This window comes from Staphylococcus hyicus (assembly GCF_000816085.1).
GTDB lineage: Bacteria > Bacillota > Bacilli > Staphylococcales > Staphylococcaceae > Staphylococcus > Staphylococcus hyicus.
On sequence record NZ_CP008747.1, the window covers coordinates 351,920 to 375,088 of the forward strand.

At 34.3% G+C, this 23,169-nt stretch carries 24 protein-coding genes; 10 read left to right on the forward strand and 14 right to left on the reverse strand.

Going from position 1 to position 23,169, the window contains the following annotated elements; genetic code table 11:
- The first annotated feature begins 111 nt into the window (after positions 1-111).
- Positions 112-1,377, forward strand: coding sequence for a mechanosensitive ion channel (locus tag SHYC_RS01445; protein ID WP_082021517.1), 1,266 nt, complete (start codon positions 112-114; stop codon positions 1,375-1,377).
- Between the two features lie 52 nt (positions 1,378-1,429).
- Here SHYC_RS01445 and isaB read toward each other — a convergent pair whose 3' ends face one another.
- The 3 genes from isaB to SHYC_RS01460 all read right to left on the reverse strand — a co-directional run bounded on the left by isaB (position 1,430) and on the right by SHYC_RS01460 (position 2,826).
- Positions 1,430-1,918 carry an immunodominant staphylococcal antigen IsaB family protein gene (gene isaB / locus SHYC_RS11810; protein WP_052257783.1) on the reverse strand — a complete coding sequence of 163 codons (489 nt, stop codon included), beginning with the start codon at positions 1,916-1,918 and terminating at the stop codon, positions 1,430-1,432.
- 409 nt (positions 1,919-2,327) lie between these two features.
- Positions 2,328-2,501, reverse strand: a complete 174-nt coding sequence (locus SHYC_RS12235) for a hypothetical protein (RefSeq protein ID WP_158484617.1) — start codon at positions 2,499-2,501, stop codon at positions 2,328-2,330.
- A gap of 91 nt (positions 2,502-2,592) precedes the next feature.
- Complete coding sequence (locus tag SHYC_RS01460; protein WP_039643855.1) at positions 2,593-2,826, reverse strand: hypothetical protein; 234 nt, start codon at positions 2,824-2,826, stop codon at positions 2,593-2,595.
- A gap of 587 nt (positions 2,827-3,413) precedes the next feature.
- Here SHYC_RS01460 and SHYC_RS01465 point away from each other — a divergent pair.
- From SHYC_RS01465 to SHYC_RS01475, 3 genes are all read left to right on the forward strand, one after another.
- The gene (locus tag SHYC_RS01465) at positions 3,414-4,121 is read left to right on the forward strand and encodes a poly-gamma-glutamate hydrolase family protein (protein WP_052257784.1); all 708 of its coding nucleotides are present in this window, start codon (positions 3,414-3,416) and stop codon (positions 4,119-4,121) included.
- A 302-nt stretch (positions 4,122-4,423) separates the two neighbouring features.
- The gene (locus tag SHYC_RS01470) at positions 4,424-6,979 is read left to right on the forward strand and encodes a YfhO family protein (RefSeq protein WP_231912796.1); all 2,556 of its coding nucleotides are present in this window, start codon (positions 4,424-4,426) and stop codon (positions 6,977-6,979) included.
- A gap of 227 nt (positions 6,980-7,206) precedes the next feature.
- A complete protein-coding gene (locus tag SHYC_RS01475; RefSeq protein ID WP_039643861.1) occupies positions 7,207-7,449 on the forward strand; it encodes a hypothetical protein in 243 nt (80 codons plus the stop codon).
- Between the two features lie 52 nt (positions 7,450-7,501).
- Here the strand turns inward: SHYC_RS01475 and SHYC_RS01480 are convergent, their stop codons facing one another.
- From SHYC_RS01480 to sph, 7 genes are all read right to left on the reverse strand, one after another.
- On the reverse strand, positions 7,502-9,100 hold the full coding sequence (locus SHYC_RS01480) for a gamma-glutamyltransferase (RefSeq protein WP_039643862.1): 1,599 nt from the start codon (positions 9,098-9,100) through the stop codon (positions 7,502-7,504).
- Positions 9,084-9,377 (reverse strand): hypothetical protein, encoded by a 294-nt coding sequence (locus SHYC_RS01485; protein ID WP_039643864.1) that lies wholly within the window; start codon positions 9,375-9,377, stop codon positions 9,084-9,086. Before SHYC_RS01485 ends, SHYC_RS01480 begins: the two co-directional genes overlap by 17 nt.
- Positions 9,367-10,437 (reverse strand): CapA family protein, encoded by a 1,071-nt coding sequence (locus tag SHYC_RS01490; RefSeq protein ID WP_039643866.1) that lies wholly within the window; start codon positions 10,435-10,437, stop codon positions 9,367-9,369. The genes SHYC_RS01485 and SHYC_RS01490 overlap by 11 nt, the downstream gene beginning before the upstream one ends.
- Before the next feature lie 14 nt (positions 10,438-10,451).
- Positions 10,452-10,904 carry a poly-gamma-glutamate biosynthesis protein PgsC gene (pgsC, locus tag SHYC_RS01495; protein WP_039643868.1) on the reverse strand — a complete coding sequence of 151 codons (453 nt, stop codon included), beginning with the start codon at positions 10,902-10,904 and terminating at the stop codon, positions 10,452-10,454.
- A gap of 2 nt (positions 10,905-10,906) precedes the next feature.
- The gene (gene pgsB / locus SHYC_RS01500; RefSeq protein ID WP_039643870.1) at positions 10,907-12,067 is read right to left on the reverse strand and encodes a poly-gamma-glutamate synthase PgsB; all 1,161 of its coding nucleotides are present in this window, start codon (positions 12,065-12,067) and stop codon (positions 10,907-10,909) included.
- 712 nt (positions 12,068-12,779) lie between these two features.
- Complete coding sequence (locus SHYC_RS12240) at positions 12,780-12,944, reverse strand: hypothetical protein (RefSeq protein WP_158484619.1); 165 nt, start codon at positions 12,942-12,944, stop codon at positions 12,780-12,782.
- Between the two features lie 3 nt (positions 12,945-12,947).
- Positions 12,948-13,739, reverse strand: a complete 792-nt coding sequence (gene sph, locus SHYC_RS01505) for a sphingomyelin phosphodiesterase (RefSeq protein WP_111725035.1) — start codon at positions 13,737-13,739, stop codon at positions 12,948-12,950.
- Positions 13,740-14,126: 387 nt separating this feature from the next.
- On the opposite strand from sph, the gene cls reads away from it, so the two are divergent.
- Together cls and SHYC_RS01515 are read left to right on the forward strand one after the other, a co-directional pair.
- Positions 14,127-15,617 carry a cardiolipin synthase gene (cls, locus tag SHYC_RS01510; RefSeq protein ID WP_039643871.1) on the forward strand — a complete coding sequence of 497 codons (1,491 nt, stop codon included), beginning with the start codon at positions 14,127-14,129 and terminating at the stop codon, positions 15,615-15,617.
- A gap of 185 nt (positions 15,618-15,802) precedes the next feature.
- Positions 15,803-16,234 carry an antibiotic biosynthesis monooxygenase family protein gene (locus tag SHYC_RS01515; protein WP_039643873.1) on the forward strand — a complete coding sequence of 144 codons (432 nt, stop codon included), beginning with the start codon at positions 15,803-15,805 and terminating at the stop codon, positions 16,232-16,234.
- A gap of 636 nt (positions 16,235-16,870) precedes the next feature.
- On the opposite strand, the gene SHYC_RS01520 is transcribed toward SHYC_RS01515, so the two are convergent.
- Positions 16,871-18,319: a sensor histidine kinase gene (locus SHYC_RS01520; protein ID WP_158484621.1), complete on the reverse strand. Its 1,449-nt coding sequence runs from the start codon at positions 18,317-18,319 to the stop codon at positions 16,871-16,873.
- A 28-nt stretch (positions 18,320-18,347) separates the two neighbouring features.
- The gene (locus SHYC_RS01525; protein ID WP_039643877.1) at positions 18,348-19,025 is read right to left on the reverse strand and encodes a response regulator transcription factor; all 678 of its coding nucleotides are present in this window, start codon (positions 19,023-19,025) and stop codon (positions 18,348-18,350) included.
- 214 nt (positions 19,026-19,239) lie between these two features.
- Between SHYC_RS01525 and SHYC_RS01530 the strand changes: the two genes are divergently transcribed.
- Together SHYC_RS01530 and SHYC_RS12095 are read left to right on the forward strand one after the other, a co-directional pair.
- On the forward strand, positions 19,240-20,253 hold the full coding sequence (locus tag SHYC_RS01530; protein WP_039643878.1) for a HoxN/HupN/NixA family nickel/cobalt transporter: 1,014 nt from the start codon (positions 19,240-19,242) through the stop codon (positions 20,251-20,253).
- A gap of 131 nt (positions 20,254-20,384) precedes the next feature.
- Entirely contained in the window at positions 20,385-20,486 is a 102-nt protein-coding gene (locus SHYC_RS12095) for a type I toxin-antitoxin system Fst family toxin (protein ID WP_107633361.1), read from the forward strand.
- A 167-nt stretch (positions 20,487-20,653) separates the two neighbouring features.
- Here SHYC_RS12095 and SHYC_RS01535 read toward each other — a convergent pair whose 3' ends face one another.
- Complete coding sequence (locus SHYC_RS01535) at positions 20,654-20,926, reverse strand: DUF2316 family protein (protein WP_039643880.1); 273 nt, start codon at positions 20,924-20,926, stop codon at positions 20,654-20,656.
- Positions 20,927-21,183: 257 nt separating this feature from the next.
- Between SHYC_RS01535 and SHYC_RS01540 the strand changes: the two genes are divergently transcribed.
- Positions 21,184-21,588 (forward strand): hypothetical protein, encoded by a 405-nt coding sequence (locus tag SHYC_RS01540; RefSeq protein WP_039643882.1) that lies wholly within the window; start codon positions 21,184-21,186, stop codon positions 21,586-21,588.
- A 114-nt stretch (positions 21,589-21,702) separates the two neighbouring features.
- On the forward strand, positions 21,703-22,320 hold the full coding sequence (locus SHYC_RS01545) for a DedA family protein (RefSeq protein WP_039643884.1): 618 nt from the start codon (positions 21,703-21,705) through the stop codon (positions 22,318-22,320).
- A 68-nt stretch (positions 22,321-22,388) separates the two neighbouring features.
- Here the strand turns inward: SHYC_RS01545 and SHYC_RS01550 are convergent, their stop codons facing one another.
- On the reverse strand, positions 22,389-23,051 hold the full coding sequence (locus SHYC_RS01550) for a TFIIB-type zinc ribbon-containing protein (protein ID WP_039643886.1): 663 nt from the start codon (positions 23,049-23,051) through the stop codon (positions 22,389-22,391).
- Between the last annotated feature and the right edge of the window lie 118 nt (positions 23,052-23,169).

Below are 23,169 nucleotides of genomic sequence, written 5' to 3' on the forward strand. Positions count from 1 at the left end.
ATGCCTTCACTATTCGGAAAGTTTATGCAAAAATTTTATATTTTGTGATTATTTTGATTTAACTAGGGTACACAAGAGTTAGGTAAATCAAAATTTAAGGAGGCAGTACATATGAACAACGTATGGGGAACATTCAAGGGTGCTATTGAAACAATTGTCAATTTCATTCCGAACTTAATTAGTGCTATTTTACTTTTATTACTCGCATGGATTATTGCTGTAGTAGTAAAAAATATTATCGTTAAAGGTTTAAACGCATTAGGTGTAGATAAATGGCTAGAGCGTAAAGGATTAGTGAATAATAATCATGCACATGACGGTCATAAAGGCAAACGTTCTGAATCAGAAGGTTTAATTCGTACACTTGGTAAATTAGCGTATTTCCTAGTATTCTTATTATTCTTACCGCCGGTATTTGATGCGTTAGGTATGAAATCAGTATCAGAACCGATTAAAGGTATGATGAACAGCGTATTTGAATTCGCTCCAAAAATTATTGTTGCGATTGTCATTTTAGTATTAGGTTTATTCATTGCTAAAATGTTAGGTACATTAGTGAAAAACTTACTTGCAAGTTTAAATGTGAGTCGTTTTAACCACTATGTGAACTTTGGAAACAACTCTAGAGAAGGGATCGACATCCCTGAAGCTGCAGGTTGGGTTATTACAACATTAATTGGATTATTCTTCGTCGTTCAAGCTTTAACAACTGTAAATTTAGAAATCTTAAATGGTATTGGTAAAGCAATTATTGGCTATTTACCATTAGTGATTTCAGGTATTATCATTTTAGGTTTAGGTCTTATCGGTGGTAACATTTTAGCTAAACTTGTCCGCCGTGCAACAGGTCATACATTACTTGCGCAAGTCGTTAAATACTTATTAATCATTGTGGCTGTATTTATGACATTAGATCAATTAAACTTTGCGCAAAGCATTGTTAATGTAGCGTTCTTATTAATCTTAGGTGCGGTTGCAGTTGCATTTGCTATCGCATTTGGTATTGGTGGCCGTGGCTTTGCTGAAAAGCAATTAAACAGCTTGTCAAACCGTATTGAAGAAGATAAACGTAATCCAGATTATGGTAACTATGATGATGGATTATTTGGTTCAAAATCTAAACAAGCTAATCATGCACAAGGTAATCATCAAGACAATTATGATTACACAAATCACAATCACTCAGATTTTGACCAAACACATGTAGATCATTCACATAGTCATGATCAATTCGAACATAGCGAATTTGATGCAGATCAACGTGAAATTGAACGTCGTGAAGCGGAACAAAAATCAAGTTACGTTAAAGATGAAGATATTGAAGAGCGTCGTGAACAACGTCGCGAACGTCGTCGTGACCCACGTGACCGTTACTAATTGAATCAAGTTAAAAAGCCTAGAAGCAAAGATTGCTTCTAGGCTTTTTTGTTTAAAGTCCATTAGATACCGTAATCATAGTGACTTGGTGATGTGCTTCTGTAAAATCGATGGTTGCCTTTTTGTACTGATATCGGTAGACCGTACCTTGTGCAGATTCAAATACTTTTGTAGGTTTGCCGTAGCTCATTTTCACTTTTTGAATTGAGGTGCCTTTTGAAACTGGAAACATGATACTGCTTGCGGTTTTTCCAGAGACCACAGCAATACCTTGATCATGAACTTTGATGTATTTAATATTCTTTTTACTAAAAGGTGCAGAAATTTTGTAGCCATTAAACGTTAAACCACGGTGCTGAACCGCATTTTTAAAATGACCATCAAGATAAAAGGCACCACCAAATGCTGTTTGTCCATGATATGCATACCAAGGGGATATCGCAGCGTGTGCGACTGGTTGTTCAGGCGTTAATGCTTGAGTGCCAATAAGGGCGCCAGTCAAAAGTGTACTTGCGAGTAAAACCTTTGACAATTTCTTCATAATAACACCTTCTTTTTATATTACATTTCAATTACATTATTACATTTATATTACAAAAGCTCAAGCGATACCATAAATTTAAATTGTTAGCATTTTAAGTTTAGATTGAAGTGTAGTTTCAAATGAATAAGAAATTGGAGTGAATTTCAAATAAGCGATTTCGAATTTATGCGAGGACAGACTCATATTTTTTTCTGAATAAATAGGTTAAGATAAACACTTTAATTCAACTATGTTGAATAGGGATATATCCTTTGCAGAGCGTATTATCATTAAAAAAATAGAATCAATAACAATGTTTCTCATACTTTGGAATAGGTATGATATGAATGAGCAATACAAAGGCTCAATATTTCTTAGGGAGGTTTACTATTATAGCAGAATCTAATAATCAAAATGGTAATATGAGTTATGAGGAAGCAGGGCGTAAAGGTGGAGAAGCATCATCTACTTCAAGCAGTAACAACTCAGGTAATAATGCCAACAATAATAGTAGTACTTCAAGCAGTAATAGTTCTAATAACAACTCTGGAAATAACAACTCAGGAAATGATAACTCAAACAACTCGAATAACTCAAGCAATAACAATTTAAGTAACAGTAATTCAAACGCTTAAAAAACATCTTAATATAAACAGCCGACCATCTTACATTTGGCCGGCTGTTTTTTTAATTTAACTATATTGTGTCGCTAAATTTTGATATTCCTCTTGGCTTAACCCTTTATAAGGCGTTTCTTGTGCTGTTGATGATTGCGCATTCACTGTATGAATATCATAGTCGAGAGAAGAAGCGAGATCGTTGTATTCTTTCTGACTAAGTCCAGCTGCATCGGAAGTACCGCTCGCAAATGACGCGACCCCTATAGCTAATGCACCAACTGCAACACATTTACTTGTAAAATTCATACACTATCACCTTTCTTCTTTAGTATATAAATTATACTAACATATCGATGGATGAAGTTCAAAGATAGTGATGAATATAAATATTTTTATAGAAGAAATTATATATTTGAAATATATTTTATTTCACAAGTGAATCATTTTCCCGTATAATCGCTATTAGACTTCTACTGTACAAAGTTCTTTTGAAAAAATGTAAAAGTCATCACTATTCTCACATAACTTTTGAAGGGACATTCTATATAATTGATTTAAGGGACAGGGATATGAAATCTCCCATTAAAGTGTAAATGCTTGAAATGATGCGGATAGCTAAAGTTTGGGCATGACTAACTTTCCAAATAATAGTCATATCAATGGGGTGGAATTACAATTTTATGTCATTGATGTAAGTGTCTGCGCATGCACGGCTTAACATTATTTTGTTGATGTTTTAATTGTTAAATTAATTACTAAATTCAACGATTTATGATTAATGATTTGTTTTTTGTATATACATATAAGACAACGACTTTTAAGAACGTCACAAAATAGTTTGTAAAATATGCAATATGCCAAAGTATTTATTTTAAAAAGTGGGGTGAAGTATTGTGAAAAAAATTATTATTTCTATTTTACTGATTGCGGGTGTACTAATAACGAATATGCTGTATTTAACATTTTTCTCTAAATCAAGTAATGCGAATGATCATTATGGATCAATGACACAATTGATGAAAGCTACAAAAGAAGGTGTCGATTGGAAAATTTTTACTAAAGATGAGCACAACCCAACCGTAATCGTCGCGCCTCATGGAGGTGGTATCGAACCAGGTACTACTGAAATAGCTGGAAGTATAGCAAAAAAAGCAAATGCTGGCTTTTATACGTTCCAAGGTATTAGACCTCAAAATAATTCTGAATTACACGTGACATCAATTAACTATGATGAACCTAAAGCACGTGAAATGATAGGGCAATCTGAGCGCACAGTGACAATTCATAAAACAGGACGCGAGGGTGCTGATGTGTATATCGGTGGACGTGATACCGCGCTTAAACACAAAATCATGGATAGTCTTACACACAAAGGTTTTATCGTTAAGGAAGCAAACGGCAATATTGCAGGTGAAGGTATTAAAAATATTACCAACATGAACAAACGACAAGCAGGCGTGCAACTAGAAGTATCTAATTCAACGATTCATAATTTCTTTAAAAATGGGGACTCTAGTCGTGTATCACGTATATATGCGGCGAATTGGACGAATACGATGGAACGTTTCACAGATGGTGTCGCTGAAGCGTTAAAATCATAACCAACCTATAATGACAATTTTTACAAAAAAGGCGAAGCGCTATGGAGCGTTTCGTCTTTTGTGATGTCATCAAAATTGCAAAATTCCTACAAAAATTCTACAGAAATTTCAGTTTCTTATCAAAAAGATGACGTTTTAAAAATATTATTAAAAAGATGGATTTTGAGTGCATGTATGCTGATTTTATAGTATCGTTGCTATGTTGAAAATCATACTTTAAAAGATAGAGAAGGAGGTCGAGAATAATTCGACATTTTCAACAACTTTCAAAACGGTTTATATACATATTTTTGTTTAGTATTTTGCTTACAACATTAGTATTTATCCCATTTTTCTACAATACTTTTGTCAATGGTATTGCATTTGCCGGAAAAGGGGATGGGTTTAGTCAATTAATGCCTTTTCAAAAATATTTGTACGAACACTATACAGAGTTTAAAAGTTTTTATGATACAGATTTCGGCTTAGGTGGCGATTATACAAAAGGGCTATCATACTATTATGCAACAAGCCCACTGATGATTATCTATTTCTTTATTATTCGCATCTTAGATATGATATTTCATTTGCCAACACATGATATGACGTTTTGGGCCAAAAATCAGGTCATTATTTCATATATTCGTGTATTATTAACAACCATCGTGAGTTACTATTGTTTTCGTTATTTACAGCCTGAACGTCGTCAATTTGCAATTTTAGCGACTATCATGTATACCGTATCTGTCGTAACGATATACTTTAATTTTACATGGTCATTTTATGGCGAAGTGTTAATTTTATTGCCATTGTCAATATGGGCAATGGAACGTTTTTTCAGAGCGCGTAAAATAGGCTTGTTCATCATCGCTATTGCATTAACATTGTTTGCGAATTTCTATTTTGCGTACTATGAAATGATTATTTTAGGATTCTATTTTCTGTACCGTGTCATTGTACCACATTCTAATGATGTGGTCTCACGTGTTCAAAAACTATGGATGCTGGCGATTGCTGCCTTCATAAGTTTGTTAATCAGTCTTCCAGGATTTTTTACAGGTGTATCCGCGGTTATGGAAAATAATAGAGAAATTAACCCGCATCTTAATTTGACGTTATTTATAGATTTTACAGAAAAATATCATATTTTCTCTAATGGCTTTTACATTACGATTTCAACACTGACATTTATCGCATTATTTGCGGTGAATCTATACAAATACTATTATTATCGTTTATTTGCGATATTAACGTGGATCTTACTAGTAGGTTCACTCACACCATATTTTGATAGTTTTTTTAATGGTTTTTCATTACCATCACGACGTTGGATTTATATTTTATGTTTATCTTCTAGTGTGCTTATCGCATTATTTATACGCTATTTTTCAGAAGTACATCTTAAACAATTCATGATAACGGCCATACCGACTGTAATCGTGATGGCGCTGATGTATACACAATATGATGCCACAATGAACTGGATGTGGGTGACACTATTAATCTTCATCGTGATGGGTGTTATATTATGGCAACGTCAATGGCTTGCTCATCCAGCAATGTATTACGTCTGGATTGGACTCGTATTCATTCAACAAGTAATGATGATTGTCGATTATCATCAATCTCATATGACAATTTATGAACGTCCTATCGCGTCAATGACTGAAGATAAATATCACAGTGATGCACTTCAGAAAGAATTCGATCAAATTCAACAAAAAGGAAATCCATTTTCTCGTATTGAATATTTATCTTTATCAGCACTCAATTCGCCATTGATTTATGGCTATAATGGTTTATCGATTTATTCAAGTTTGTTTAATGGCGATGTCCTTGATTATTATGATAAAACAATGCAAATTGCGCAGCCGATTGATAAAAACAGTACGCATCGTTTATTAGGTAATCGTGCGAATTTAATGGCGTTATGGGATGCGAAAGATCGCTTTAAAAATCCTAAAGATGATAACCTTCCATATGGGTTTGAACCAGAAAAAATAGTTGATGGGAAGGATAATAAATATCAATATTCAAAAGACACCATTCATTATCCAAGTACGCACATTACAAATAAAGTGTTTGACCCTAAAGATTTAAAATCACCTATAGACCGTGAACATGCGATGTTACAAGGAATCGTCTTAAATGATGGCACGAAAGCCAACAGTCAAATTCAAGAAAGTACCAATTACGCAAGTCTGATTGAAATTAATACGAAAGATGCTGATTTTAAAGAGGGAAACCATTTCTTAAAAGTGAAAAAAGATGAGGGGGGGTTAGAACTTAAAGTTCCAAAAACAGTTGCTGAAGATAATAAAGACGTTTATGTCGAAATGGATTTAGAAATGGTCAAACCGAAAGATAAAGCTCATCAAGTAAAACTGAACGAATATAAACAAAGTCGCAGTTCTTTAAATTATACGTATCGCCGTGCGGTTACACCGATTACTTTTCGTGTGAAAGCCGATGAGACGTTACGACTAAAACTTTCAAAAGGCACATACCGTTACCACCTTAAAGGCGTATATGGTGAAAACTACGAAACACTGAAATCAGCAGCGAAAGAAGTTCAAAAGGTAAAGGTTAAAGAAACGAAAGACGGCTATGCATTTATTAAAAATAAACGTGACGCTGGTTACCTTGTCGTACCCACACCTTATGTTGATGGATTAGAAGCAACAGCAGATGGACAATCTGTGGACGTTAAAAAGGGGAATGGCATGCAGACGGTGATTCCTGTTAAAAAAGGACAAGAACACATCGAATTGATGTATACACCGCCGCATAGAGTGTTATTACTGATAATAATGGGGATTGGTATTATAGCTGGTATCCTGTATACCGCTTTTATTGCAAGGCGCTTAAAAAAGAAATAATAAAAAGGAGTGGAACACTAACATGAGCGTTCCACTCCTTTTTTTACCTAGAAAGTTTGGCCTAGGGTAGTATGCTTGTTTGGAATAATCGCGATTTAGTTCCTGAGTAGGATCGTCACAATTATCAATAATATGAATGTGTTACAAAATTGTAAAAGCTATTTGAAGATGCAATTAAAAATAAAATTTATATGCTATAATATTATTAAAAAAGAGGGCTGACGAGTATGAACAACACAAAGTATTCATGGACAAGTCGTATCGTTGATATGATAGGTATTATTGCTAGTTTATTGCTACTCATACTTCTTATAATCAAATTTTATATTCATGTGACGCCTGATAGATGGGAAGTTGGTTTCGAATTTACAGGGAATTCAGGCATCATTATGATATTACTTGTTGTGACGATAATCATATGTGCGAGTATTTCATTTATTCAAAAGTTGAAATGTAAACCGCGTTCATAACTTTAGCTGAAATTAAAAAAGGCGACACTCAAATGAGCGTCGCCTTTTAGGGTTATCTGACTTCTACGTCATGTCCTGTTTCAACTTTTTTATCTTTATTGAAGTAGGCTGCACCTTGGACACTACCGTAGTTTGGATTATCTGAGCTGTTATGTGGTTTATACCCTAATTTTTTGAACTCTTCTATAGCGTCATCTTTCATACCATTTTCATAATAAATGGCATCACCATCGTTATAGAAACGTGGTTTTTCAATAATTTGTTGCAATGATCCTTTGTCACGTAAATATTGTGACATGGTTTGCTGAAGTAACGTTGGGACTTTATTCCCACCAGGTGTACCTGTACCGAAGTGATAATTTTCACCAACAACAATCATTGGTGAGATGTAAGAACGTGGTGTTTTATTAGGTCCTCCTTTATTATCACTTGAAGGCGTCTTAGAAAAGCGATCAAGCGCGTTATTCAAGAAGAAACCTTGTTCTGTATATTGACCGTTACCAAAGAAGTTATTCAATGTATTTGTTGAGCTCATCATCTTACCATCTTTGTCAATTACAACGAAATGGGAACCAGCAGTATTTGCTTCACCTTGTAAATCAAATTTATTTTTAAGATCTTTATATTCTTCTGCATGATTTGAAAGGTATGCATCGTTGAGTTTTTGTTGATCGATTGGTTTTTCGTCATTCACAATGTAACGATTTTTATAATTTACATTACGTGCTTTTACTGTACCATCCACATAAGACTGAGGTGTGTCTTCACCTAACTCACCGTTGATCATTTGATCGATTTTCAGTGATTGTAATGTGAAAATACCACCAGTTGGATTCGGTGATGTGTACACTTGGTTGCCTAAATATTCTGTAGAAATTGGTTTTTTCTCTTTTGTTTTAAAGTCTTTGAAGTCTTGTGCATCTAAGTTGCCACGTGTTTGTTCAGCGATTTTAGGGCCGAGATCTTTATAAAAGCCATCCGCACCGTTATCACGTATATGTTTTAACGTATTTGCTAAGTTCGGTTGCTTAACAACGTCACCTGCTTTTACAACTTTGCCATCTTTAACGAAGGGTGATTTTTTATCTACAATGGCACTGTATTTAAGTAACATTTTTTCTAAATCCGTATTGACTTGGAAACCGTCTTCAGCGAGGGGAATAACATAATTAAGAATATCTTTCTCGCTCATTTTTCCTTCTTTCGCATGCATATGCGACATACCGCTTACAAAGCCAGGTACCCCGATTTTATCACCATTTTTATATTGGTGTGATGATACAGCGTTGTAATCATAGACGATTGGTTTTTCACCTTTTTTACCAGAGTAGGAGAGGGTTGTTCCTTCACCACCAAGGCCAGCTGCAAAGGGCTCTGTCACTGCTAACGTATAAGCAACACCGTATGCGGCATCGGCAGCGTTACCGCCGTCTTTGATAATTTTGTTACCAACTTGTCGTGCAATTTCATTATTTGTAGAGATACCGTAAGATTTTGTAGCATTATCATTTGTAGCTTGAGATGCGAGTTTGTTTTCATATAACTGGTCTTTATCGACTTGTTCATCACGGTTGAGGTAATAAAACCCTACAGATGCGATGACCATAATAATTAAAATAACACCGAGTAATTTTTTATTGTAAATACTCATGGGATTGACCTCCGTCTAAGGCAACCTGTTGGTTATTTTGTGACGTATGCGCTGATTGTTTTGATGTGTCATTTTTTAAAGATACGTGTACACCATGATGTTTGTTTTCAGTTGAATCTTCTTTCGGTTGTTCTAAAGATACATGTTTTTCTTGTCTTAAATCATGTTTCTCATATTTATCTAAAGTGTCATTTGCATTACTGTTGATGATTAAGAAGAATATCCCGCAAATGAGCAATACGATAACACCATACAGAATGTAATTTTTAGTTCTCATATGTGTAACCTCCATTGGCTTCTTTTAATTTAATTGATGGGCTTGAAATACGATTAAAGAATTTTTGCTTTTCTATAGCGTTCATATTGTCTTGAGTGACTTGGTCTCCTGTGGTGCGAATAGGTGTGATTTGAAACTTGCTCTGATCACCATGAATGGTATGTTGAACAGCGATACCTTTTTTGTTTTCTGATAAGAATTTATCGGATGTTACATTACCTAAGCTGTAAAAAATGCTTGAACCTTTATATTTTTCGATTTCTTGAACAACAGTATTATGACCAACAACAACATCTGCGCCAGCATCTACTAAAGCATGACCATATTGTTTTTGGCGATTTGTCACGTTCGGTTCGTCAGGGATACCCCAGTCGACATTGACAATTACGACATCATTGTCTTTTTTAAGTTTTTGAACGAGAGGCATGAAGATTTTAGGTTCAAGTGCGATAGATGTCGTTGCTTTACGTGGGTCCATATATTTGGAACTTACATCTGTGAATGATACACTTGCCACTTTTTTACCATTAACTGTCTTCTTAGTGATTTTACTGTTCAACGGATTAGAACCATTACCTGTAGTGAAGTTATAGCCATGTTGGGCATCTGCTTTTCTTGTAATTTGTTTAATTTGTTCAAGATCAACAGAGTTGTTCGTTAAGTTGATGGTGCTAAAACCTAAATGATTTAAGAATCCAATATTTTTTAAGTTTTTATCTATGTTTCGTTTAGGGTCTTTCGCAAAGTTGTTGACGTTTACACTTGCTAAAGCATAGTCACTATCTTTAATAATGTCAGATACTGAACTGAACATATTTTTCAAATCGTTTTGACGAATGTTTTCATTTAATGTGATATTGCCTAGATACGTCATATGTAGTCCTTTATCTTCTTTACCAAAAACTTTTACACTTTCCGTTTTGGTAGTCAGCATGAAAAAGACGAGTAGGCCAATCGCAATTACGGTAACGACAAGCATCAAAAGTGAATTATGTTTTTTCTGGTTTTTCGAATTGCGAAGTATCCGTTCTTCTAAATTTAATTTGTTCTTTTTCGACATAATCTAGCTCCCTTTTACTTAATAAAGCTATAAGCAAATAGAATGATATATGTGATACCTGTTAATAACATACAAGATGCTAAAGTAGTGATTGTACCTTGTTTTTGAATTGTGTTTGCAATAATTCCAGGAATAACGATACCAATACCTGAAAGTTGTACGATTTCAAAAGGTGCCAAAGGGTAAATCAAATCAAACAGGAATTTGAGTATCATACCCGTTAAAATCATTGCAGCAAATTTACGGCGTCCGTATAAAATTGCGACGCGACTTACACCGTGTACAACGATAAAGTATGTAAGACAGCTAATCACTAAAATTGAAAGTAACATGATTGGCTGATCAAAGATGAGTGCTAAATAACCAGGTACTACGAGTCCAGCAGGGGTAATACCAAATTTTTCGGCAAAGATTAAGCTTAATACAATACCTACGAATAGCGAGAAATATAACTCTGAACCTATCAAAATTAATCCAACCCTTCCATTAAATTGATGACGTGTTTACCACTACCGTGAATATTTCCGACAGTGAAGATTAACGCTTCATGACATTCTTCAAAAATTGCTTGTTCGACTTCACTAAATGGACGTCCTTCGAAATTTAAATATTTTTTATCTGGACATTCATTTTTCATTGTTTCTGTTACAGCTTGTGTACTTTTACCGACACAAATGAGCGTGTCATATTCTACATTTGTAATGAAATTTTCAGCGAACAATTTTGTTCTATCAAGCCTGTCTGCACGACAGTTTAAAATGATAACAATCTTTTTGAATGGATATTTATAATCTATAACTTTTTGTAAAATTGCTTTTGTTGATTTTGGTTCATTTGCGGCAAACGCGTTGACGAAGACATTTTGCGTATTGTTTTTATTGAAGTACTTCACACGAACAGCACCACTGTCTGGTGGGGCGTTAAGCATGCCATCAATCATTCTGTCTTCTTTAATACCTACTGCTTTGGCAACACCTAAGGCAATTGCAACGTTGTCTGGGAAGACGATGTAATCAAAGCGACGTAATAACGCTTCATCGATGTCATCTTTATCAACAACAATTGTTTCTGTATTACGTTGATCTGCAACTTTCTTAAAGAAGTCTGTGTATTCATCTTTCATTACAACAAGTTTTCCATTATATGGAATTGTTGCAGTAAATGATTCTGCCACATCGTCTAATGTAGGACCTAATGTTTCCATATGGTCTTCCATTACGTTAACGATGACCCCTATATTGGCTTTTAATAGTTGTTTCTGGAAAATAATTTGATAGTCAGGGTTTACAGCCATACATTCATTGACGATGGCTTCTGCGCCTTCCTTATTCACTATTTTCAAAATATCCCTTTGTTCCCCTATATTTGGTCCTTGAGGTTTACGTACAACCGGAAACTCTTCATCTGTATACCAATAAAGCATGCGTGCATCTGTACCAGTTGTTTTACCGATAACCTTCATTTGATCTTCACGTAAAATACCGTAAATCAATCGAGTAATCGTTGATTTACCACGTATCCCATTGATGTTAATTCGAACAGGAATACTATTGATGCGTTTGTTATGGACATAGATTTCTCTCATGGCCAAAACTAAAATCAAAGCAGTAAAGAAAATTACCAAAAACAATTTTTTCACCTCGTTTAATTTTGTCACCTCGCTATGCTATCACAAATATGAAAACAAAATATGATATTTACATTTATTTAAGTTTGTTTATATTTATAATGCAAAAAAGTTTAATTTAGTTTATTACGCTAAATATATTTTTTATAAAAAAGCGTACTTTATAGCAATGCTTTAACTCGATGCAGTCCCATAGTCAAGCATAGTTAGAAAAACGAAAGATTTTTCACATAGACAAATTAAAACCAATGTGTATATTTGTAAAAATACACACATTATGAAAATACATTCGATTTGAATCGTTAAGGATATGTTAATGTATTATCTATTGTGATAATTAAAACTTATCATGTTGTACAATCTTGATTATATTTTGTATACTTTGTAACTAAAATAGCGCGAAGTTACAGTGACGTGCGCAAGTATATGATAGTTGTAAAATACTGATATGACAGTATTTATAAGCTATTATTGATATTTAATCGTCTAAATACCTATCCAATTTTATGAAACTTTTTATTTAAATTGAACTTAAATAAAAAGTGCAAATAAGTAGTGAATAGGTAATTTACAGGAGGGGGTTAACTTTTTAGTTAGGAGTAGCTAAAATGCTTGTGGATGTTGGCATGACGGTAGTTAAAATGTCTACGTGTGAAAAAAAGACTGATTGTTACGTGAATGCTGTTATTGTAACAATCAGTAAAATTTTGTAACGCTATTGAGAATGAGATGCAACGACTGGGTAATGGTCGGAATAATCTTGATAACGATAGGTCTTGCCCCATGAGGTCACAGACCATTCGGGAGATTGTGAATGGATGACGGTATTATCCCATTTTTCAGGATGCGCATGCGCTTTTTCCACGAAGATATAATCCAAATATTATGGTTTTAAATCAGGATAATTGTACTTCGCAATGCTATTCTTTTCTGTATCCCATGTATAGGGGTGACCTGAAAAAGAAGGTGGTGCGACATTTAATTGAGATAACATGTTGTGATATTCACTTGTATCTTTCATGACATTCATATCTCCACCAATGATGACCATTTCATTTTTAGGAATATGTTTTTGTCGGATGAACTGTTGTATTTCAGCCATTTGACTCGATCTCACCGCCGCATCTTTAGGACGGGAACGTTCACTATTATCAGACTGAAGATGTGTGCCAATGATGTGATAAGGTTGACCATTTTTATTGATTTTAATATAAACAAATCCTTTTTTAGCCATTGCATCGGAGCCTCTACCTTGTGTATAGACATGTTGCTCTTGTTGCATGATTGGATAACGACTCAAAATGGCAACACCGCCATTTGTTATTTTAGTATTTGGAATATTCCCATGTGCATCATCCCATGCTGAGCGATTTTCACCTAAAATGGGTGTTTGATAGGGATATGTGTCTTGAAGGTTTGCCTTTAATTGCGCAGAAGCTTTCTCATCGAATAATTCATTCAGTATCACCACCTCATTGTGTTGCATATAAGGGGCTTTAGCAATGAGATTAACACGTGCCATTTGTCCCCAATTTGGATATAAAGCACGAGGCATCAAATAAACGTTATGCGTCGCAATATGAAGGGGAGATTGTTGCGATGCACCTTGAACAGAAAAGAGTGGTATCGCTACAACCAAACACAACATCATAATCATGCGAAAGATTAACTTCATTATTTATCACTCCTCTAAGTATGATGTACGACTTAAATCAACATATCAAAGGAGTTTGAAGCCATTGTTAATTTAACTGAAATTATAAAAAACTTTAAAATTAGCTTAAGAAAATAATTGGAATTAAAAATCTATGGTATGATGTATCTAGTCAAACATGGATCATTACCATCCATAAAAGTCCTACATCTGTGCTGGTGTAGGGCTTTTTCTTTGTATCGTTATCAAGGCTGTAGTTATGCTTCTAATTTGAGTAAAACATTCGTAGATGATATAGGAGTAGAGGTGTGAAAGTAAATCGTCTATGCATCATATTGTTTTTATAAGACGCTTCATTACTTTTTCGGTATAATAAAAACATTATAAAGAGAAGATGAGGTGAATGAGATGCAATTGATATTTGATCCAAGCATAAATATTTTTTACCGCTTGTTTCTAGGCTCGTTTTTTGTCATAAACTTAGTGTTAGCATTTTTCATTATTTTTATGGAAAGAGACCGTCGAGAAGCCACATCTACGTGGGCATGGTTGTTATTATTATTCGTCGTGCCAGTGCTAGGGTTTTTCCTATACTTATTCTTTGGACGTGCAGTGAAATTAAAAAGCAGTAGTAAAGAATCGTCAGGTGAAATTGAAGATGCACGTGCACGTGTGAAAAATCAAAAAGAACAATTTGAAAACCATACCTTTCAAACAAGCAACCCTGTAGTAGAAAAACAGGCGGACCTTGTTCAAATGATGCTTACACGCGACGCATCATTTTTAAGTGAAAATAATCATGTTCATATTTATACAGATGGACATGCGCTATTTGATCGTGTAAAAAAAGATTTGCGTGAAGCGAAACATTACATTCATATGGAATTTTACATTCTTAATCTAGATGGGTTAGGTACGGAAATACTTGAGATTTTAAAAGAAAAAGCACGTGAAGGACTAGAAGTAAAACTGTTGTACGACGCAGTAGGGTCTAAACAGTTGCGTAAAGGTAAAATGAAAGGCCTATATGAAGCCGGGGTATCTATTGAAGCTTTCTTTCATGCAAAGATTATTCCGTTTATTAACTTCCGTGTAAATAATCGGAACCATCGTAAAAATCTTATTATCGATGGCGATATCGGGTATGTCGGTGGTTTCAACATAGGTGATGAATATTTAGGATTGGATGAAAAGTTAGGCTACTGGCGTGACACACATTTACGCATTCAAGGCGATGGTGTCGATGCTTTACAATTAAGTTTTATACACGATTGGAATTCCCAAGTTGAGGAAGACAGACAATTGGATTATGATCAACGTTATTTTCCTAAAAACGCACGTAAAGATGGCCATGTTGCCATGCAACTAGGGTTAAGCGGTCCGAATAATGATTGGCATCAGCTTGAATTTGCTTATATGAAAATGATCATGAACGCGAAAAAGTCGATTTACATCCATACGCCTTATTTTGTTCCGGAAATCGGGTTTGTGAATGCATTGCGTATTGCAGCGAAGTCTGGTGTGGATGTGCATCTTATCGTACCGAACAAACCAGACCAACCGTTTGTGCACTGGGCAACACTAACGACGGTTGCACAGCTCATGTACGATGGTGTAAATGTTTATACTTATGAAAAAGGATTCATCCATTCAAAAATGATGATTATCGATGGTGAAGTAGCATCAGTAGGATCTGCGAATATGGATCAGCGTAGTTTTCAATTGAATTTTGAGGTGAACGCCTTGATTTATAATAAAGCGATTGCACAAAAACTTATCCATGCCTTTGAACGTGATGTGGAAGATTCGAAAAAATTGACGCCAGAGCGCTACGAATCTCGCTCAAATTGGGTGAAGTTCAAACAATCTATCGCCAAACTTGTCTCACCAATTTTATAAAAGATATGGAAAAAGCACTGGCAGGGTTCAGTGCTTTTTTCATTTAGAAGGTGAGCATTGCGATAAGAATACTTTTGTATAATAGTAAAAATATAGACGTTTTTTATATTATTAATAAAAATTTTTAAATGTAGCTTTCGTCACACTCCAAAGTGGGAATACTGAAAAAGAAAAGGAGGCAGCTTATGCATATACTAGATATTAACAAAAATTATCGTATTCGATTTGAAGATGCAGTGTACATCGATAAAAACAACGAAACGATAGCTTATGAAACATTGCATAAAGTAGGGAATTCTAAAGATAAATGCTATGTGGTTTTAAACTATATTAAAATTTTATCTGGTAAGTCTGATGAATTTGAAACAGAATGTTTAAGTAAAGATTCTGGCATGGAGGATTTGGAAGGCTTTCATTCATATTATTTTCTAAAACCAATTGGCAAGGTTGACCATTATTTAGTGGTAACTGTGTGGAAAGATGCCCATTTTTTCGATAATTGGATTCAATCCAAAAAATATCTTAAAGCTTTTAATGAAATCGTTGAATGTGATATCGTTAACCGACAACTTACTTATCGCATTTCATTTTATGATCAACATTTTAAACGGTCTTAGTACGCCTTAAAGGTTTTTGACAACCTAAAATAATTCAAAATAATATATTATTATAGATGATAATCCTGCAAAATCAAATTAAGTATAATTGAAAAGTATTGAATGTATAAAGATGATGTATTACTATTCGATTCTTTAGCTTGTATATCAATAGCGTGCGATATGTGAGATTTGGAAAGGATTGGTATGGCTTACAGTCAACGAAGATTTATAGAAAACAATAACAAATGTATATGACAAAGAAAAGAGAAAGTTCGCATAACTATACGTCGAAATTCTCATAGAAACAATAGAAGAGATTGGTAGTTACAGAAGTGAAGTAATAAATAATATTTTGCAGGGGTTTTATAATAATGTCATCCATAGACGTGACGTGTTTTAGTGAACACGTCATTTTTGAGTCGTGAACTTGAAAGATAAATCTAATCTTGTCGTTCGATGTATAGGTGCATGGACGATTAATCAATGTTATCCATTGACGCGGATACTTTTTGTTGTATTGATAATCATTTCTATTTTTTGTAGGAAGAAGTATATGATGAATAACTACATACGTTATATCTTTCTGAATCATTACGTTTTAACATAATCAAACCACCACATGCGTATGTGGTGGTTTTTGATTATTTATACATTTCATTTATTTTCATGATCTTGTGTTAATGTTGGTAGATAAATTTTGAAATGTGCCCCTTTATCTGAAGGTACGAGTGTCAACTCGCCTTGATGGAATTCTACGGCATCACGAATGATTGATAGACCAAGTCCATGTTCACCTTTATCTTTTTTAGAGGTATATGATTTTTTAATTAAGTCATCAAGTTTGTAACTTGGTAACCCTTTACCATTATCTTTATAGTCTATAAATAAATCTTTGGCATCTAATTTAAATGAAATGGTGATGTCAGGATTGATAGCATTATGATCAAGACTATTGTTAATTAAATTGAATAACATGCGTTCAAAGTAGAGTTTATTTCCGTAAAACGTAGTTTCAGGTGGGAAATCAAAATCTATTTTAATTTTGTCAAAACCGATTGTAGATTTTACACGTTCAACTGTACTTTGTATTTCAAAACTTTCGCGATGATATTCCATTTGTTCGGTTTCGTATTTAAATTGTGCACTTAAATTATCAATGACTTCCCTAATATAGTCTGCTTTTTCAGATATCAATTTTAAATGTTGCTGATCCATTTCCGTTGCACCACGAACAAGCTTAGAAAAGCCGTAAATCGATGTAAGTGGTGATTTTAAATCGTGTGAAATTTGAGAAATCCATTTCGTTTTGTAATATTGAATTTGATCGTGATAAAAGCGATCTTTTACCAGCTGCTTATTTAACGTAAATATCGCATCGTCAAGTTCTTGGTAAGTTTTTCGTGTATGTTCACGATTTTTAATTCGCGCATCAGGTTGATGTAAGCGGCCGACACTTAAATTTTTAATCCATTTTGAATAGAAGAAGAGTGGCTGTGAAATTCGACGTGAAATCATCCACGAAATGATTAAAATCGATATAATGTTAGCAAGAATAATTGCAATCCAACTTAAATATATCGTATTTGTATATTGCTTAATCACAGTTGTATCTGTGCGATCAATACCGCTGTTTTCATAAAATGTTAAATTTCCATTCGAAATATTGAATTCATATGGATTTAATCCATTAGATCGAATACTTTCAAGTAACATATGGACATCAATATCTTTGCCATTTTTTATTACTGGGTTTTCACCTTTACGGTAAATATAAACAAAGTAATAATGTTCTGCACCATATTTATACCGAATTGAATGTGATTGGTATGCGTTTTTTATTAAACGTGATTTGATGTTTCCTTTGACATTATGCGGATACACAACGTCCCCGTTTAGTTTTGTCACAAAGACATCCGCTTTATTTTGTTCAGCGAGTTCTAAAATAGGCATGGGTACTTCAACACGTTTAGGTGAATAGGGCGGATAAAGCTCCAATTCAATATTGTCTAATTTATTAATATGTGACGGCTTTGTTGCTAAATATGTGAATAATATAAACCCAACAAGTGTCAGTAACGTTGTTATAAAAAAGTATAACGACATGTACTTCGCAAATTTAATAATAAAGCGCTTATTCATTCAATTGACCTCGGTAAATATAGCCCTTACCACGTGCAGTTTGAATGAGTTCAGGTGTATTAGGTGTTAATTCCACTTTTTTACGTAATGTACGAATATGTACCATTAATGTGTTGTCATCGACACCTGTTTCATAACCCCATACTTGTGCATATAATTGTTCTTTACTTAAAATGCGATTTGGATTACTGATGAAGTATTCTAATAAATCATATTCACGTGCTGTTAAATTCGCGGGCTCATCTTGAATCCAAACTTCAGCTGTACGGAAGTTCACTTTGAGATGTTTGAATTGATAGATGTAATCGCGTTTTGGTTTTAAATGGATTTTAACACGGTAAGCAAGTTCCATTGGATCGAATGGTTTTTTGATATAATCGACAGCACCTTCTTCAAAACCACGATATACATCATAGCTTGTATCTTTAGCTGTTACGATTAACACTTTTGTTTGTGTTTGATCGACTTCGTTTAATAATTCATAACCACTTTCAGAATGTAAGTTTAAATCTAATAAAATCACATCGTAAGTATGTGATTGCAAATATTTAAGCGCTTCATTAAACGTACTCGCACAATCAGCCTCACCAATGTGTTGAGAGGTGAGTGACAAATGGATCAATGCTTGTATATCTAGGTCGTCTTCAATTATTAAAATTTTGTTGCTCATGTTTGCACCTCTTTTTTTTCTCTTTATCACTCATTTAAGCACATTTCTTACTATTAAGGTAGCTATAAATCTATTAATAATCTAATCTTTTGAATGAAATGTCAAGAGGACGGGGGTTTTTATGTTTGTTTAAAAATATTTTTTGTGCTTTTGCTTTTATTTGTAAGGGATAAGGTGTATCATTTTATTATCCAAAAATAGTAATGGTGATTTTATGAAAATTAATCGAAAAATTGAAAATGCAGGCCCTTATTTAGGTGTTGTTTTGTTATTACATATCCTTGGTTTTAGTAGTTTAATTTTTAGTGGATGGCAACATCCAGTATTAATAGGCATGGGATTTATTGCCTATACTTTAGGTTTAAGACATGCGTTTGATGCTGACCACATTGCAGCGATAGATAATACGGTTCGGAAATTATTAGAGCAAAAAGAAAGTCCCACTGGTGTTGGATTTTACTTTTCACTAGGACATTCTTCGGTTGTATTTTTAATGGCAATCTTACTAGGTGTTGCTGTCAATTGGGCAAAAGCACATTTACCAACATTTCAAGACACTGGTGGTTTGATTGGGACGCTAGTGTCAGGGGTCTTTTTAATTATTATAGGTGTGATGAACTTAATCATATTAATTCAGCTCATTCAATTGTTTAAAAAAGTACGTCGTGAACATATTACGTCGTTTCAATTAAATGCGTTGTTAGATTCTAGAGGACTAATCATTCACCTCGTCAAACCTTTTTTTAAATTTATATCCAAAAGTTGGCACGTATATCCATTAGGGTTTTTATTTGGTTTAGGGTTTGACACAGCAAGTGAAGTATCCTTTTTAGCGTTGTCAGCAGGTGCAGCACAACAGACATTGCCATTAATCGGTATTATTGCTTTACCGGTTTTATTTGCAGCAGGAATGAGTTTATTAGATACGTTAGACGGAATCGTAATGACTGAAGCGTATCATTGGGCTTTCGAAACGCCAATGCGAAAAATTTATTACAATATTACGATTACTTCCATATCGGTAATTGCGGCTTTATTTATTGGCCTATTAGAAATCATACAGCTTATAGGAGAGCAACGCCATTGGTCTACAGGCTTTGGCGGTTGGATAACACAGCTGGATATCGGATGGTTAGGTTATGCCTTAGTCATTGTGTTTATTTTGGCATGGCTCCTTTCTGTGACAATTTGGAAAGTATTTAAAATGGAAAAATGGCCAATTAATTAAGTGTGTATAGTATATGGAACTTTATATTTTAACAGTTCAATAAGCGGATGCGATGTCACGTTACAGATGATATACTTTTAACGTCGCCTATCTCTCAGGCGTCAATTTGACGTAGAGAGGAGGTGCATTCTATGTTAGATATCCTTGTTCACATCACGACCACGATCATCAGTGGTTGTATTGTTGCGCTATTTGCGCATTGGCTACGCATGCGTGGCAATAAGCATAAATAGGCGATATTAGCCAACACCAAAAATCCCCTCACTACGGCCATAGTGAGGGGATTGGTGCTTCTATATTAGAATCCTTGTTAATAAGATTATAACACCAATACATAGAAAAATGCAAAAGGCGATGTCTTTACCTCTGAGTTTCCTAAGGTAATGAGGGGAATTGATCCTTAAGTCATTTTTATTTGATGTATATACGTATACGGTTTTGGGGTACCACCATTTTGTGTAATATTGTTGTTTAACAATTCAATGAGTGATTGTAAACGTTTATAAAATAAAGTTTCATTCATATGGCTCATGTTCATATTCAAAATATCGCGTGCTTCTTTAGGGCTTGTCTCTAATTGAGTAGCTAGCGCTTCTAAACTCAAAGTGGCGTCTTCAAAATGCGCATGCAACTCATGTCGTGTCGTTTGAAGCTGTAATTCAGTCAGTAACATGATGATACCTTCTTTCTAATGTGGATTGAATATGTCTATGTATGTATCATATGAATGTTGTACGATTGCGTCAATTAGGGAAAACACGTATTTTAGACTGACGGTATGTCTTGGGGTAGTGTTCGGTTAGACTGCCCTAACTAAAATTAAATGCGAAATGATAAAATTCGAACCACCTGTACCGAAAATTTTTGTATTTTTCTAACAATTAAGGGTATATTTGTATTTAATAGGGTGCGTCGAAAGGTGGTGAACCGATGCAACGAAAACAATTAGAACCGTTTAAAAATCGAAAGGTAATCGTAACAGGTGTGATAACTGCTGTCGACCGTAAGAATAAATTAGATTTGGCTGCGCCATGGAAACGGAATGTGAAAATTTTATTGAAAGATGTCTCTGTATCAGGCATACACGTAGATCATATCTGGTTGTATGAACGTGAACGGTACTTTGAACGATGTCAAAACATGATTGGCGACGAGGTAAAATTTAAAGCGAAAGTCGTACCATACGTGAAAGTACGAAACGGCATTTATATAGAAAATTATGGCTTAGAACGTCGGACGAGTATTGTACCACGTGCGGTGTATGAGCATCGGAATGAAGAATATGACGAACAATTTTATGAGCTGGATAAACCTTTTAAAGAAGTGATGGATTGAAAAAATTCGTAAGTATATTGGAATGTTAAAAGGTAACCTAAAGATTCATTTATGGTAAAATGGGTAAGTAAAATTTATAATGAACGATATTCTCATAGTAAACAGGTGAAAATCATGGAGCAATGGATTACTGATGTCATGAGCCATTATGGCTACTTTGGAATTTTTCTATTAATATTTATTGAATATATTTTGCACCCTTTCCCATCTGAGATTGTACTTACATTTGCCGGCTATATGACAACACGTACAGATATGAACTTCTGGGTAGTATGTTTCATTGCGATTGTTGCTGCTACAGCGGGTTCAGTGGTGTTATATTACATTGGTTTATTAATTGGTGAGGACCGTTTGTATCGTTGGATTGATAAATATGGTAAATATGTGCGTATTAAACGCAAGGATTTAGATAAAACATCTGCGTGGTTTGAAAAATACGGCCACTGGGCGATTTTATTCGCTCGTTTAGTTCCGATATTAAGAACGCTTATTTCTATTCCCGCAGGTTTAACGCGCATGAATCTACTTCATTTTATGTTATTTACCGCAATAGGTACGGCAATTTGGAATATATTCTTAATCACGTTAGGGATGACTTTAGGTGATCATATTCATCAAATTATTCAATATGTGGGTATATATTCTAAAATATTTATCGTCATATTAGCGTTAGCTGTTTTATATCTTGTCTATAGATGGTGGCGACGTGGTAAAAAAGTAAAATCTAATTAAAAAAATTGTTTCATGTGGAACAACAAAAAAAGACCTGAAACGTTATAGCATAACGTGGCAGGTCTTCTTTATATTTGTGGAATGTTTTCAATCGCTTGGATATGCCCATCTTTTACATACACTTTAATGGTATAGCCATTTTGTTTATTTTTATCGTAATACCAATAGGATCCATGATCCACGTCTGGGCGATGGTGCACGGCGATGAAAGCTTGATTTGATATGTTATGGGGTGTAATTAAAACATGATTCACACGTTGATTGTCATATGACACTGCGATATCACCATATTGGTGCAGGGTCATTCCGTCTAGCTTGAAGGTTTGGTCGGCTTTCCCAAATTGACTTTCTATTTGATCTTTTGTTTGATTATGATTAAACCCTTGATACCCTTCTATACGACTGACATTCATATAATTTGCGCTAAATTCCTGAGATAACACATTTATATGTTGTAATTTAGTTGAAGGTAATGATTTTTCAGTATTTTGAGTCGCTTTTTGAGATGTAAAATCTAAATTGATGTCTGCGTCCATAAAACGCATCGCAAGAAAACCCATACCGGCAATTGTCACAATAATGAGTATAGTAATTAAAAAAGCAAGAAACATAAATAATGGTTTTATAGGTTTTTGGGGAGGTGTGGGCGGTTCGAAACGAGAATGACCACAATGTGGGCATATACGAGAATAGCGTTCGATGGGGGCACCACAATGCTTACACTTATGCATGAAATCACTTCTTTCTCTCTTTACCGTTATTATAATGAAATCAATTTCTAAATACTAGAAAAGTTCACGTATTGAGCTTCTCATTGTATGTATTATTATTTTTAAAAAGTAATGATTA

What these genes read in the sequence shown, in the direction of transcription:
- SHYC_RS01445 (WP_082021517.1), top strand. Translation starts at nt 112, where the DNA reads ATGAACAACGTATGGGGAACATTCAAGGGTGCTATTGAAACAATTGTC.
- isaB (WP_052257783.1), bottom strand. Translation starts at nt 1,918, where the DNA reads ATGAAGAAATTGTCAAAGGTTTTACTCGCAAGTACACTTTTGACTGGC.
- SHYC_RS01460 (WP_039643855.1), bottom strand. Translation starts at nt 2,826, where the DNA reads ATGAATTTTACAAGTAAATGTGTTGCAGTTGGTGCATTAGCTATAGGG.
- SHYC_RS01475 (WP_039643861.1), top strand. Translation starts at nt 7,207, where the DNA reads ATGAACAACACAAAGTATTCATGGACAAGTCGTATCGTTGATATGATA.
- SHYC_RS01480 (WP_039643862.1), bottom strand. Translation starts at nt 9,100, where the DNA reads ATGAGTATTTACAATAAAAAATTACTCGGTGTTATTTTAATTATTATG.
- SHYC_RS01485 (WP_039643864.1), bottom strand. Translation starts at nt 9,377, where the DNA reads ATGAGAACTAAAAATTACATTCTGTATGGTGTTATCGTATTGCTCATT.
- SHYC_RS01490 (WP_039643866.1), bottom strand. Translation starts at nt 10,437, where the DNA reads ATGTCGAAAAAGAACAAATTAAATTTAGAAGAACGGATACTTCGCAAT.
- sph (WP_111725035.1), bottom strand. Translation starts at nt 13,739, where the DNA reads ATGAAGTTAATCTTTCGCATGATTATGATGTTGTGTTTGGTTGTAGCG.
- cls (WP_039643871.1), top strand. Translation starts at nt 14,127, where the DNA reads ATGCAATTGATATTTGATCCAAGCATAAATATTTTTTACCGCTTGTTT.
- SHYC_RS01515 (WP_039643873.1), top strand. Translation starts at nt 15,803, where the DNA reads ATGCATATACTAGATATTAACAAAAATTATCGTATTCGATTTGAAGAT.
- SHYC_RS01520 (WP_158484621.1), bottom strand. Translation starts at nt 18,319, where the DNA reads ATGTCGTTATACTTTTTTATAACAACGTTACTGACACTTGTTGGGTTT.
- SHYC_RS01525 (WP_039643877.1), bottom strand. Translation starts at nt 19,025, where the DNA reads ATGAGCAACAAAATTTTAATAATTGAAGACGACCTAGATATACAAGCA.
- SHYC_RS01530 (WP_039643878.1), top strand. Translation starts at nt 19,240, where the DNA reads ATGAAAATTAATCGAAAAATTGAAAATGCAGGCCCTTATTTAGGTGTT.
- SHYC_RS12095 (WP_107633361.1), top strand. Translation starts at nt 20,385, where the DNA reads ATGTTAGATATCCTTGTTCACATCACGACCACGATCATCAGTGGTTGT.
- SHYC_RS01535 (WP_039643880.1), bottom strand. Translation starts at nt 20,926, where the DNA reads ATGTTACTGACTGAATTACAGCTTCAAACGACACGACATGAGTTGCAT.
- SHYC_RS01540 (WP_039643882.1), top strand. Translation starts at nt 21,184, where the DNA reads ATGCAACGAAAACAATTAGAACCGTTTAAAAATCGAAAGGTAATCGTA.
- SHYC_RS01545 (WP_039643884.1), top strand. Translation starts at nt 21,703, where the DNA reads ATGGAGCAATGGATTACTGATGTCATGAGCCATTATGGCTACTTTGGA.
- SHYC_RS01550 (WP_039643886.1), bottom strand. Translation starts at nt 23,051, where the DNA reads ATGCATAAGTGTAAGCATTGTGGTGCCCCCATCGAACGCTATTCTCGT.